Raw genomic sequence first — 12,294 nt, forward strand, 5'->3', positions numbered from 1 at the left:
TAGAATGAACGGAATTTTTGGGATGCATGGGGTGAAGCTCTTCACCGGAGCTGCGGTTTCGGTCCTGCTGCTCGCGCTTGCCGGGCCGACGCCTGCCTTGGCGGACACGATCGAGTCCGCGCTGGTGCGCGCCTATCAGAACAATCCACAGCTCAACGCACAGCGCGCCCAGGTGCGCTCGACTGACGAAAACGTGCCGCAGGCGCTCTCGGGATATCGCCCGAAGGTCTCGCTGACGGCGAGCGGGGGCATTCAGTACTCGGACTTCAAAAGTGCGTCCAACAGCGATCCGATTAACGGTAAAGGCTATCCCCGAAGCGTGGGACTGACTGCCACCCAGACGCTCTACAACGGTAACCAGACTGCCAACAGGACGCGCGCCGCGGAGAGTCAGGTTTCCGGCTCCCGCGAAGCGTTGCGCAGCCTCGATCAGAGCATATTGCTCCTGGCCGCCACGACCTACATGGATTATCTGCGCGACTCGGCGACGCTCGAAGTCCAGCGCAGCAACGTGCGGGTGCTCGAGCAGACGCTCAAGCAGACTCGTGACCGCTTCAACGTCGGCGAAGTGACGCGCACCGACGTTGCGCAATCGGAAGCACAGCTGGCGGCTGGCAGGACGCAGGCCCTGACCGCGGAAGCAAATCTCACCACGACGCGCGCGAACTTCCGCCGCATCATCGGCAACGAGCCGACGAATCTGGCACCCGGCTCGCCGGTGGATCGTTTCCTGCCCGCGACGCTCGCTGCCGCGGTCGAGCTCGGCCTCGTCGAGCATCCGAACGTCACCGCCGCGATGTTCGGCATCGACGTCAATTTCTTGCAGGTCAAGGTTGCCGAGGGCGCTCTGCTGCCCACGGTCACCCTGCAGGCGGGGGTGACCCAGGCCTACGAACAATCTTTGATTCAGTACCGCTCGCTCAGCGCTTCCGCGATCGCGCAGGTCTCGGTGCCGATCTATCAGGGCGGTAGCGAATATTCGCTGATCCGCCAGTCCAAGGAAAACCTGGCGCAGCAACGTCTCAACCTCGAAAACACGCGGGATCAGACCCGCGCGACCGTCGTGCAGTGGTGGGGTTCGCTGCAGGCCGGCAAGGCGCAGGTGCAGTCCGCGCAGGCGCAGGTGACGGCGTCCGAGATCGCGCTGAATGGCGTGCGCGAAGAGGCCAAGGCCGGTCAGCGCACGACCCTGGACGTCCTCAACGCGCAGCAGGCGCTGGTCAATGCGCGCGTCGCGCTGGTGACTGCGCAGCACGACCGGGTTGTTGCATCCTATAACGTCCTCGCCGCCGTCGGCCGTCTGGCGCCGCAGGTTCTCGGCCTTGCGACCACGGTTTACGATCCCAGCGTTCACTACCATCAGGTCCGCGATAGCTGGGCCGGCGTGCGTACGCCTGACGGGCGCTGATTCCCGTACTCGTCCGGTCGGCCTCATGAATTGCCGAGGCCGACCGGCGCTTTGCTTGCAATCATCAAAATCCCTGACATAGCCTTGCCAAGACGATGCGGGTCGATTCGCCTCGCAGTGATGCCGTGTGCGTAAAGCTTGAGTGCCGGGGGCAGGGGCGCACCGCTGCACGTTGAGCCGTGATCTGGGGACAAGTCGGGCTGCCGCGACGAAAATGTCGGGCCGCCCATCCGGAACCGGCCAATCCTGTCGTGCTTGGTGTAAAACAACGCATGCGAGGGCGTTGATGATGTGGAGTCGGAGATGACGCAGCCTGCAAAGGTCACAGAACCCTCGATGGAGGAGATTCTGGCCTCGATCCGGCGCATCATTGCCGACGATGAGGCCAAGCCGCCGCTGGCAGAGGCCGCAAAGCCCGCGCCAGCTCCTGCTGCGCCCGCACCCAAGCCGCAGGCGATGAACGACATTCCGCCCTCCAAGGTTGCCCCTACCAAGCCTGCCGCTGAAAAACCTGCGCCACCTCCGGCCGCAAAGCCGGCAGCGGCCCCACCGCCTGCGGCGGAGGCATCACCGAACAGCCAGGACGACATCGACGCGCTGTTGGCGGGGCTGGATACGGCCACAACCGCGCCGGAGGTCCGCGAGCCTGAGCCGGAGCCCGAGCCTGAGCCCGACGTGCTCGAATTGACCGACGAGATGGCGATGGATCCGACGCCGCCTCCGCCGCCGCCGAGCTTCCGCAAGGTCGAGCCGCGTGACGATCTCGAATTCACCGAATCGCCGCCGCCGCGCCCGACGCCGGCGCCGTCCTACGCGCCGGTGGACTTCGATGCCCCGCCGCTGCCGCCGCAGCAGCCCATGCTCGCGCAGTCGACCGTCTCGGCGGTCGAATCCGCCTTCAACTCCCTGGCTCATACGGTGCTCAGCAGCAACGCGCGGACGCTGGAGGATCTGGTCAAGGAGATGCTGCGTCCGATGCTGAAATCCTGGCTCGACGACAATTTGCCGGGCCTCGTTGAACGCATCGTGAAGGCCGAAATCGAGCGGGTCTCGCGCGGCGGGCGCTGATACGGCCCTGCGGCCCCGATAAAGCCCTGCTCCTGCGGCATATTCGATCTGCGGACCGGGCAGGAAAGCCTTTGCCGCTGAGCTTCCCGTTGACTTGACCCGCACACGCGGCTTTCTAACAGCCCCATGATCGAGAAAAATTACCAGCCCGCCGATATCGAAGCCCGCATGTCCGTGGTGTGGGAGGACAGCCTTGCCTTCAAGGCCGGCCGCCCCGACCGCCGCGACGCCGTGCCCTTTACCATCGTGATCCCGCCGCCGAACGTGACGGGCTCGCTGCACATGGGCCACGCCCTCAACAACACGCTGCAGGACATCCTGTGCCGGTTTGAGCGGATGCGCGGCCGCGACGTGCTGTGGCAGCCCGGCACAGACCATGCCGGCATCGCCACCCAGATGGTGGTCGAGCGGCAGCTGATGGAGCGCCAGCAGCCCGGCCGCCGCGAGATGGGCCGCGAGAAGTTTCTGGAGCGGGTCTGGCAGTGGAAGGCCGAGAGCGGCGACACCATCATCAACCAGCTCAAGCGGCTCGGCGCCTCCTGCGACTGGTCGCGCGAACGCTTCACCATGGACGAGGGCCTGTCGAAGGCCGTCATCAAGGTGTTCGTCGAGCTGCACCGCGACGGCCTGATCTACAAGGACAAGCGGCTGGTGAACTGGGACACCAAGCTGCTGACCGCGATCTCCGATCTCGAGGTGCAGCAGACCGAGGTGAAGGGCCACCTCTGGTATCTGCGCTATCCGATCGAGGGCAAGACGTTCAACCCTGAGGATCCCTCGAGCTTCATCGTCGTCGCCACCACGCGCCCCGAGACCATGCTCGGCGATACCGGCGTTGCCGTGCATCCCGAGGACGAGCGCTACCAGAAGCTGGTGGGCAAAAACGTGATCCTGCCGCTGGTCGGCCGCAAGATCGCGATCGTCGCCGACGATTATTCCGATCCGGAGAAGGGCTCGGGCGCGGTCAAGGTGACACCGGCGCACGACTTCAACGATTTCGAGGTCGGCAATCGCCACGGCCTGCGCCGCATCAGCGTGATCGACAGGGAAGGTTGCCTCGATCTCGTCGACAACGAGGACTATCTGCGCGATCTGCCGGAAGGCGCCTCGCAATTCGCCGAGGAATTCCACAAGGTCGACCGCTTCGCTGCGCGCAAGCGCATCGTCGAGCGGCTTGAATCGTTCGGCTTCGTCGAGCGGATCGAGCCGCACACCCACATGGTGCCGCACGGCGATCGCTCCAACAGCGTGATCGAGCCGTACCTCACCGACCAGTGGTATGTCGACGCCAAGACGCTGGCAAAGCCCGCGATCGCGGCGGTGCGGTCGGGCGAGACGTCGTTCGTGCCGAAAAACTGGGAAAAGACCTATTTCGAGTGGATGGATAACATCCAGCCCTGGTGCATCTCGCGCCAGCTTTGGTGGGGCCATCAGATCCCGGCCTGGTACGGCCCCGATGGCAAGGTGTTCGTCGCCGAGACCGAGGAGGAGGCCGTCAGCCACGCGCTCGGCTATTACGTCGAGCAGGAGGTCATCACGGCCGAGCAGGGCCGCGAGATGGCGCTCGACCGCATCAAGCGCGAAGGCTTCATCACCCGCGACGAGGACGTGCTCGACACCTGGTTCTCCTCGGCGCTGTGGCCGTTCTCGACGCTCGGCTGGCCCGAGGATGCCCCCGAGGTGCAGCGCTATTACCCGACCAATGCGCTGGTGACCGGCTTCGACATCATCTTCTTCTGGGTCGCCCGCATGATGATGATGGGCCTGCACTTCATGAAGGAGGTGCCGTTCTCGACGATCTACATCCACGCCCTCGTCCGCGACGAGAAGGGCGCCAAGATGTCGAAGTCGAAGGGCAATGTCATCGATCCGCTCAACCTGATCGACGAATACGGTGCGGACGCGCTGCGCTTCACGCTGGCTGCGATGGCCGCGCAGGGCCGCGACATCAAGCTCGCCACCAGCCGCGTCGAGGGCTACCGCAATTTCGCGACCAAGCTGTGGAATGCGTCCCGCTTCGCCGAGATGAACCACTGCGCCGTGCCCGCGGGTTTCGAGCCGGCGAAGGCCAAGGAGACGCTGAACCGCTGGATCGCGCATGAGAGCGCGCACACCACGCGCGAGGTGACCGAGGCTATCGAAGCCTATCGCTTCAACGATGCGGCTGGGAGCATCTACCGCTTCGTCTGGAACGTCTATTGCGACTGGTATGTCGAGCTCGCAAAACCCGTGCTGCTCGGCCCCGACAGCCCGGCAAAGGACGAAACCCGCGCCATGGTCGCCTGGGCGCGCGATGAGATCCTGAAGCTGCTGCATCCCTTCATGCCCTTCATCACCGAGGAGCTGTGGGAATTGACGGCCAAGCGCGACGGTCTGCTCGCATTGGCGCAATGGCCGCTGAAGCCGGCCGAGCCGACACCGGAGCAACTCGCAATCCTCGCTGCAGCGGCTGGACCGACCGAACCGCTGATGTCGCCGATGCTGGTCATGCCGATCTTCGACCACGCCGACTTCACCGATCCCAAGGCGGAAGCCGAGATCGGCTGGGTCATCGACCTGATCACGCAGATCCGTTCGGTGCGTGCCGAGATGAACATTCCGCCGGCAACGCTGACGGCACTGGTGCTGGTCGGGGCTTCCGCCGAAACCCGGGAGCGGGCGCCGCGCTGGACCGACGTCATCAAGCGTATGGCGCGGCTGTCGGACATCTCCTTCGCCGACCGCGCGCCTGATGGCGCGGTTCAGCTCCTCATCCGTGGCGAAGTGGCCGCGCTGCCGCTGAAGGGCGTGATCGACGTCGCTGCCGAGCGCACGCGTCTCGACAAGGAGATCGGCAAGGCCGACGCCGATATCAAACGCGCCGAGTCCAAGCTCGCGAACGAAAAGTTCGTCGCCAACGCGGCCGAGGAGGTCGTCGAGGAGGAGCGCGAAAAGCGCGAGGCCGCGCTCGCGCGCAAGGCCAAGCTGCTCGAGGCGCTGGAGCGGCTGAAGCAGGCGTCGTGACCTCGCTGTCATTCCGGGATGGTCCGAAGGACCAGACCCGGAATCTCGAGATTCTCCGGTGCGCAATTGCGCACCGTAGTTCGCGTCTTCGTCGCGCCCCGGAACGACGACTACTTCGGAAACGGCTTGCTCAGAAACTTCGAGCCCCTGACGCCATAGCGCCAGGGCAGCTCGACGGCCTTGGTGATGCCGATTCGGATGCCGGCCACTACCTCGACATCGTCCGTCCGCCCATGCAGCGCGATCGGCGGCCGGTCCAGCGGCAGGGTGTTGTGCGCAATGGTGATGCCGAGCGCCTCGGTCAGCTTGCCGGGGCCCGAGCACAGCGCGTGCACATCCTGGAGATGACGGCGGCGGCGCATCGCGGCGATCCCGTGCGTCGGCTCCAGCGCGCGGATAAGCACGGCGCTCGCCGAGCCTTCCTCCTCGCAGACGAAGTTCACGCACCAGTGGATGCCGTAGGAGCGATAGACATAGGCAAAGCCCGGCGGGCCAAACATCACCTGGTTCCGCGGCGTCGGCCCGTTGTAGGAGTGCGCCGCCGGCTCGGTATGATGATAGGCCTCGACCTCGACGATGACGCCGCCGACGCCGTCGACCAGCATGGTCGCGCCAATCAGGTCCCGGGCGACCTCGCGGACGTCGCGGTCGAAAAAGCCGCGCTTGAGCAGCTTGCCGAGCCGCGGGGTGGAAGTCTTCGATACTGGAGCCATTCGAGGTGAGAATCGCCTGAGAACAGAGCAGGATATTGCCCATATCTGCCATGTTCCCTGAAGCGGCGCGAGCCGGGTTGCGATGCGGGGCGAGACCGACTAGGTAGGACCTGAACAGACCGGACATCCCATGGTCGTTATTGTCGATACCATCACGAACCCGCTGCGCCCGCGCCACCCCGAAAAGGTGAATCGTCCTGACTCCGCTTCGCCGCCGAAGCCGGACTGGATTCGCGTGCGCGCGCCGAACACCCGCGGCTACGCCGACACCCGCAACATCGTGCGGTCCAACGGCCTGCACACGGTGTGCGAGGAGGCCGGCTGCCCGAACATCGGCGAGTGCTGGGACAAAAAGCACGCCACCTTCATGATCATGGGTGACACCTGCACCCGAGCCTGCGCGTTCTGCAACGTCAAGACCGGCCTGCCCAATGCGCTGGATGCGGCCGAGCCTGAGAACGTCGCCGAGGCGACCGCCAAGCTCGGCCTTGCCCATGTCGTCATCACCTCCGTGGATCGCGACGACCTCGCTGACGGCGGCGCCGAGCACTTTGCCCAGACCATCCGCGCGATCCGCGCCGCGTGCCCCACGACCACGATCGAGATCCTGACGCCGGACTTCCTGCGCAAGGAGGGGGCGCTCGAGGTGGTGGTTGCCGCCAAGCCCGACGTCTTCAACCACAATCTCGAGACCGTGCCGTCGCGCTATCTCACGGTGCGGCCGGGCGCGCGCTACTTCCATTCGATCCGGCTGTTGCAGCGGGTCAAGGAGCTCGACCCCACCATCTTCACCAAGTCCGGCATCATGGTCGGCCTCGGCGAGGAGCGCCACGAGGTGCAGCAGGTGATGGACGACCTTCGTTCGGGCGACGTCGATTTCCTGACCATCGGCCAATACCTGCAGCCGACCCGCAAACACCACGCCGTGATGCGCTACGTGCCGCCGGACGAGTTCGCCTCTTACGAGAAGGTCGCCTACACCAAGGGCTTCCTGATGGTGTCGGCGAGCCCGCTCACCCGCTCGTCGCATCATGCCGGCGAGGACTTTGCGAGACTGAAGGCCGCGCGGGCCGCGACGGCCCGCTGAACCGCCATGCCCAAATTTTCGAGCAAGCGCCGTGTCAATCACAGCGCCACCGAGATGTTCGATCTGGTCGCCGACGTCGAGCGCTACCCGGAATTCGTGCCGCTCTGCAGCGCGCTGAAGGTGCGCCAGCGCATGGCCAAGCCTGATGGCACCGAGGTGCTGGTCGCCGACATGACGGTGTCGTTCAAGCTGGTCAAGGAATCCTTCACCAGCCGCGTGAGCCTCGACCGCGCCAATCTGAAGATCCTGGTCGAATATCTGCAAGGTCCTTTCAGCAACCTTGAAAATCGCTGGACGTTCGAGCCCAAAGGCGAGGGCGTCTGCGACGTCGGGTTCTTCCTGTCCTACGAATTCAAGAGCCGCATGCTGGCGCTGCTGATGGGCTCGATGTTCGACGCCGCCTTCGCGCGCTTCTCGACCGCGTTCGAGAAACGGGCGGACGCGATTTACGGGCGGAAGCTGGCGTCGTCGTAGGTGTCGATCGCCTGTAGCCCGGATGGAGCGAAGCGTAATCCGGGGCAGTTCGCGCGTCGAAGCACCGTCCCGGATTGCGCTTCGTTCCATCCGGGCTACGAGAATCGACTTCAATCCACCGCCTTCACCACATCCGGCGGCTGCGAGGCGTAATACGCCGCGGCCTGCTCGATCTCCTGCGGCGTCATTGCGCGGGCGATGTTGCGCATCTGCTGGCTGATGTCGTTGCGGCGCTCGCCGGAGGCGAAGGCGTGGAGCTGCGCCTTCATGTAGGCCTCGGACTGCCCCTCCAGCCACGGGCTGCCGGTCTTGTTGTCGAGGCTGCCGTGGCAGGAGCCGCAGGGCGCGATCCCGCGCATCGGCGCGCCGTAGATGACGATGTTGGGTTTCGGCAGTTGTGGCGTCGGGTGATAGGCCGGAAGCCGCGGCAGATAGGCGTAATAGTTCGAGAGATCGGCGATCTCCTGGTCTGTCAGGTTGACCGCAAACGGCGACATCACGGCATTGGTGCGCGCACCCGAGCGGAAATCGTGCAGCTCCTTGTAGATCACGGCCGCATACTGGCCGGCGAGATTGGGCGAGTCCGCGCGGCTGACGCCGGTGGGGCCATGACAGATCGCGCAGCGCTGCGCCAGCGTCGCGCCGCGGCCGATCGCTTCCTGGCTCGGACGTGACAACGTGTTCGAGGTGAGCACGACCCCGGACAGGCGTTTTGCCTGTTCGGGCGCCGTGACGCCAGCCGCACGCTGCGGTACGCCGGCGGCACTGCAGATCGCATCCCAGACATTGGCGAACTGAACCCAGGGCTGTGCGAAGGGCAGCACGATGAAGCCGGCAATCGCGGTGACGACGAGGATCGCGGCGGTGATGCCGACGCCAGTCCTGAAATGGCTGTTGCGGAAGGTGAAGAGGTCGCGCGTGCTCATCACTGCGCCCCCACATAGACGGCCGGCACCGAGGTGCCCGAACTCAGCGCCAGATTCAGGATCGGATAGCCGTAATTGGTCAGCGTGAGGCCGATCATCAGCGCCACCCACAGCGCATGGGTGTTGAGCGCGACCGGCACGGTTGTCGGCTGGTGCACGGCCAGCGCGAAGCGATAGGGCCCGGCGTCGGCCTGCGGCGCGCGCATGCCGCGCGCGAGGATGACGATGAACATGATGCCCGACGCCAGCAGGATGAAGCCGCCGATCGCCGAGAGGGTGACGGAGAGCGCCTGCGGCGCGATCGCGGGATCGCCGAAATCGAAATAGGCCATGCGGCGCGGCATGCCCAAAATGCCGACCCAGTGCCACGGGAAGGTCGTCACGATCATGCCGATGAACCACAGCCACAGCTGGGTGCGGATCAGGCGGAGATCGATCAGCTCCCGGCCGGTCAGATGCGGCCACAGATCATAGGCAATCGCAAAATACATGATGACGATGGCGCCGCCGAAGATCAGGTGGAAATGGCCGGTGATCCACTGCGTGTTGTGGATCGAGGCATCGAGCTGATAGCTCATGTTGATGAGGCCGCCGGCGCCGCCGAAGCCGAGCATGACGAAGGAGAACGCCAGCGCCAGCATCATCGGATTGTCCCAGGGCAGGGCCCCGATCCAGCCGAACATGCCGCGGCCGCCGCGCAGCCGCGCCGCGATCTCGACTGAGGCGCAGATCGTGAACACGGTCAGCAGCGTCGGCAGCGCGACCAGCGCGGTGAAGGCCGAATGGATGAACTTGAAGCCGGCGCCGACTTGCGGATCGGCGAAGGTGTGGTGCATGCCGATCGGCATCGACACCACCAGGAACAGGATGAAGGAGATCCGCGCCATCGAGTCGGAATAGACGCGGCCGCCGATCGCACGCGGCACGATGGTGTAATAGGCGATGTAGGTCGGCATCAGCCAGAAATAGACGATGGCGTGCAGCGTCCAGGAGAAGAAGACGCGGGCGAGGCCGGCATCGATGGTGGCCTTGAGGCCTGCCGCAACCGGAATGATCTGCAGCAGCAGCTCGAGCGCGGCGCCGACCGCGGTCCAGGCCCAGAGGTAGGAGCCCGCGACATTGGCGAACATGGCGAGTGGCACTGGCGCGCCGGGATTGGCCTTGCGCCAGACGCGCAGATTGACCGACATCAGCGCGACCCAGATCCAGGAGCCGACCACGACCAGGACGACGGCGAGATAATAGAAGACGTTGCCGATCAGCGGCGGATAGAAGGTGTAGAGCACCGAGGCGCGGCCGAGCGCGATCGGGATCACCGCCATGACGCTGCCGGCGACGATCAACCAGAATCCGGCCCAGGCCCAGCGCACACCGACCAGGCGCTGCTGCAGCGCGGACTCGCTGATGGCGTAGCCGAAGGCCATCGCCACCAGGGTCGGGAAGACGTAGCCCATCACCGTGCCGTGGGCGGTCAGCGAGCGGTAATAGAGCTCGGGGTTGGAGAGCCACGTGCCGATCGGGCTGCGGATGAACATCTGCCAGGCGCCGAGCGTGAGCGCGATGCCGAATACGGCGAAGGCCAGCCAGAAATGGGCGAGGATGAGCTTCCTATTGACCAACACAGCTCAGCCTCCCGCCACCCTTCGCGCGATCGGCGAATTCGGTCTTGTCGATCACTTTGACCTTGCCCCACATGCCCTCATGGCCAAAGCTGCAGAACTCCTGGCAGGGCATCAGATAGTCGCCGGTCTTCGCGAAGCGCATCAGCTGCTCGGAGATGTAGCCCGGCACCAGCATGGTGTTGACGTTGGTGCCCTGAATGAGGATGCCGTGGACAACGTCGGCACTGGTGGCCCGCAGCGTGATCGGCGTATCCGCGGGCACCACGATGCAGGCTGGCGTGAAGGAATATTGCTGGCCGATTGCGCGCACGGTGACATTGCCGTTGGCCTCCAGCACGCTGCCGAGATTGCTCTCGACGAATTCGCCGGACAGATGCAGGCGCGAGGGATCGGTGATCTCGACGCGCGGCTGCGGCATGGTCGCGCGATGGATGCCGGCGAAAGCCGCCAGCAGCGCCATCATCACGATGATGATCACGGCGATGGTGGCCCAGCGCCGCTCGACGCGGGCGGCGACCTCGGCGCTGTCGTGATGAGTTTCCTCGGTGCTCATTGCAGCGATCCGCGGGGCAGGAAGACGAACAGATAGAAGGCGAGCCACATCGCGACCACGCAGGCGGTGGCGATGCCGGCGAGCACGATCGCGCCGGACGGGCCTTGCGCGACGACCTCCTCGACGGCCTGGTCGGCGCTCGCGGGGCTGGTCGGCGGGTCGGAGTTGATCATGTGATTCTCAGTTCAGCGGTGCGGAGCGCAGCTCGTTGGCCTCGCGCGCCGAGACCGGCGTGCCGCGATTGCCCCAAGCGGTGCGGATGTAGGAGACGACGGCGGCGATCTCGTTGTCGGACAACAGGCCCGCGAAAGGCGGCATGCCGTAGGGCATCGGGTTGCCCTTGGTGCCTGGCGGATAGCCGCCATTGAGCACCATGCGGATGGGATTGACCGCGGACTGCATCTCGATCGACTGGTTGTTGGCGAGCGGCGGCCAGTGCGGCGGCTTGCCTTCGCCCTGCGTGCCGTGACAGCTCGCGCATTGCTTGTCGTAGACGGTCTTGCCGAGGCTGATCAGCAGGCTGCTCTCGGTGGTCGGCAGCGTCGAGCTTGCCGGCGGCGGAGGCGCGGGCTCCGCAATGCCCTTGAGGTACACCGCCATCGCGCGGGTGTCCTCGTCATTGAGATATTGCAGGCTGTTGTGCACGACCTCGGCCATCGGGCCGTAGACCACGCCGCGCATGGAGACGCCGGTCTGGAGCAGGTCGGTGATGTCCTTGATGCTCCAGTCGCCGAGGCCGGCCTCGCGATTGGACGTCAGCGAGGGCGCGTACCAGTTCTGCATCGGGATCAGGCCGCCCTTGAAGGCGTCCGATTGCGAGGTGCCGCCGAGCGCATTGATAGGCGAATGGCACATGCCGCAATGGCCGAGGCCCTCGACGAGATAGGCGCCGCGATTCCATTCCGCCGATTTCTTCGGATCGGGCTTGAACTCGCCTTCGCTGAAGAACAGCGTGCGCCATCCCAGAATGAGCTGCCGGTTGTCGTAGGGAAAGCGCAGTTCGTGCGGCTTGTTCTTCTGGCTCACCGGCGCGATCGAGCGCAAATAGGCGAAGATCGCGTCGCTGTCGGCGCGCGTCACCTTGGTGTAGGACGCGAACGGCATGGCCGGATAGATCAACCCGCCGTCCGGGAAACGGCCGCTGTGCATGGTCTTGTAGAAGTCGTCGGCGCTCCATTTGCCGATCCCGGTATCCGGGTCCGGCGTGATGTTGGAGGTGTAGAGTGTGCCGAACGGTGTCGGCATGGCGCGGCCGCCGGCGAACAGGCGGCCTTCCGGCGCGGTGTGGCACGCCGTGCAATCGCCGGCACGGGCGAGATATTCACCGCGGGCGATGATGTCGCTGCTCTTGTCCTGCGCCTGCGCGGCCGTGGTGAGCGCCGCGAGGGCCAGGAGCTTGATCGATAACAGTGCGGTCGACAGTTTCGAGCCCATCATCCG

11 protein-coding genes are annotated in these 12,294 nt (G+C 65.2%); 5 read left to right on the top strand and 6 right to left on the bottom strand.

Going from position 1 to position 12,294, the window contains the following annotated elements; translation table 11 throughout:
- Positions 1-22: 22 nt before the first annotated feature.
- The 3 genes from A3AS_RS0125715 to A3AS_RS0125725 all read left to right on the top strand — a co-directional run bounded on the left by A3AS_RS0125715 (position 23) and on the right by A3AS_RS0125725 (position 5,479).
- Entirely contained in the window at positions 23-1,408 is a 1,386-nt protein-coding gene (locus A3AS_RS0125715; protein WP_018320418.1) for a TolC family outer membrane protein, read from the top strand.
- A gap of 303 nt (positions 1,409-1,711) precedes the next feature.
- Positions 1,712-2,476, top strand: a complete 765-nt coding sequence (locus tag A3AS_RS0125720; RefSeq protein ID WP_026202357.1) for a PopZ family protein — start codon at positions 1,712-1,714, stop codon at positions 2,474-2,476.
- Positions 2,477-2,602: 126 nt separating this feature from the next.
- A complete protein-coding gene (locus A3AS_RS0125725) occupies positions 2,603-5,479 on the top strand; it encodes a valine--tRNA ligase (RefSeq protein ID WP_018320420.1) in 2,877 nt (958 codons plus the stop codon).
- A gap of 110 nt (positions 5,480-5,589) precedes the next feature.
- Here the strand turns inward: A3AS_RS0125725 and A3AS_RS0125730 are convergent, their stop codons facing one another.
- Positions 5,590-6,192 carry a DNA-3-methyladenine glycosylase gene (locus tag A3AS_RS0125730; protein WP_018320421.1) on the bottom strand — a complete coding sequence of 201 codons (603 nt, stop codon included), beginning with the start codon at positions 6,190-6,192 and terminating at the stop codon, positions 5,590-5,592.
- A gap of 130 nt (positions 6,193-6,322) precedes the next feature.
- Here A3AS_RS0125730 and lipA point away from each other — a divergent pair, with 130 nt between their 5' ends.
- Together lipA and A3AS_RS0125740 are read left to right on the top strand one after the other, a co-directional pair.
- The gene (gene lipA / locus A3AS_RS0125735; RefSeq protein ID WP_018320422.1) at positions 6,323-7,279 is read left to right on the top strand and encodes a lipoyl synthase; all 957 of its coding nucleotides are present in this window, start codon (positions 6,323-6,325) and stop codon (positions 7,277-7,279) included.
- Positions 7,280-7,285: 6 nt separating this feature from the next.
- Complete coding sequence (locus A3AS_RS0125740; RefSeq protein ID WP_018320423.1) at positions 7,286-7,753, top strand: type II toxin-antitoxin system RatA family toxin; 468 nt, start codon at positions 7,286-7,288, stop codon at positions 7,751-7,753.
- Positions 7,754-7,863: 110 nt separating this feature from the next.
- Here the strand turns inward: A3AS_RS0125740 and A3AS_RS0125745 are convergent, their stop codons facing one another.
- The 5 genes from A3AS_RS0125745 to A3AS_RS0125765 are packed head-to-tail and all read right to left on the bottom strand — an operon-like array spanning position 7,864 to position 12,291.
- Positions 7,864-8,679 carry a c-type cytochrome gene (locus tag A3AS_RS0125745; protein ID WP_026202358.1) on the bottom strand — a complete coding sequence of 272 codons (816 nt, stop codon included), beginning with the start codon at positions 8,677-8,679 and terminating at the stop codon, positions 7,864-7,866.
- Positions 8,679-10,301 (bottom strand): b(o/a)3-type cytochrome-c oxidase subunit 1, encoded by a 1,623-nt coding sequence (locus tag A3AS_RS0125750; protein ID WP_018320425.1) that lies wholly within the window; start codon positions 10,299-10,301, stop codon positions 8,679-8,681. Before A3AS_RS0125750 ends, A3AS_RS0125745 begins: the two co-directional genes overlap by 1 nt.
- Positions 10,288-10,854 (bottom strand): cytochrome c oxidase subunit II, encoded by a 567-nt coding sequence (locus tag A3AS_RS0125755; protein ID WP_018320426.1) that lies wholly within the window; start codon positions 10,852-10,854, stop codon positions 10,288-10,290. Before A3AS_RS0125755 ends, A3AS_RS0125750 begins: the two co-directional genes overlap by 14 nt.
- Positions 10,851-11,027 (bottom strand): hypothetical protein, encoded by a 177-nt coding sequence (locus A3AS_RS48505; RefSeq protein ID WP_018320427.1) that lies wholly within the window; start codon positions 11,025-11,027, stop codon positions 10,851-10,853. Before A3AS_RS48505 ends, A3AS_RS0125755 begins: the two co-directional genes overlap by 4 nt.
- A 7-nt stretch (positions 11,028-11,034) precedes the next feature.
- Positions 11,035-12,291 (bottom strand): cytochrome c, encoded by a 1,257-nt coding sequence (locus A3AS_RS0125765; RefSeq protein ID WP_018320428.1) that lies wholly within the window; start codon positions 12,289-12,291, stop codon positions 11,035-11,037.
- Positions 12,292-12,294 lie beyond the last annotated feature (3 nt).

Origin of the sequence: Bradyrhizobium sp. WSM2793 (genome assembly GCF_000379585.1) — a bacterium.
Lineage (GTDB): Bacteria > Pseudomonadota > Alphaproteobacteria > Rhizobiales > Xanthobacteraceae > Bradyrhizobium.

Coding starts and splice junctions, on each gene's coding strand:
- A3AS_RS0125715 (WP_018320418.1), top strand. CDS start 23: ATGCATGGGGTGAAGCTCTTCACCGGAGCTGCGGTTTCGGTCCTGCTG.
- A3AS_RS0125720 (WP_026202357.1), top strand. CDS start 1,712: ATGACGCAGCCTGCAAAGGTCACAGAACCCTCGATGGAGGAGATTCTG.
- A3AS_RS0125725 (WP_018320420.1), top strand. CDS start 2,603: ATGATCGAGAAAAATTACCAGCCCGCCGATATCGAAGCCCGCATGTCC.
- A3AS_RS0125730 (WP_018320421.1), bottom strand. CDS start 6,192: ATGGCTCCAGTATCGAAGACTTCCACCCCGCGGCTCGGCAAGCTGCTC.
- lipA (WP_018320422.1), top strand. CDS start 6,323: ATGGTCGTTATTGTCGATACCATCACGAACCCGCTGCGCCCGCGCCAC.
- A3AS_RS0125740 (WP_018320423.1), top strand. CDS start 7,286: ATGCCCAAATTTTCGAGCAAGCGCCGTGTCAATCACAGCGCCACCGAG.
- A3AS_RS0125745 (WP_026202358.1), bottom strand. CDS start 8,679: ATGAGCACGCGCGACCTCTTCACCTTCCGCAACAGCCATTTCAGGACT.
- A3AS_RS0125755 (WP_018320426.1), bottom strand. CDS start 10,854: ATGAGCACCGAGGAAACTCATCACGACAGCGCCGAGGTCGCCGCCCGC.
- A3AS_RS48505 (WP_018320427.1), bottom strand. CDS start 11,027: ATGATCAACTCCGACCCGCCGACCAGCCCCGCGAGCGCCGACCAGGCC.
- A3AS_RS0125765 (WP_018320428.1), bottom strand. CDS start 12,291: ATGATGGGCTCGAAACTGTCGACCGCACTGTTATCGATCAAGCTCCTG.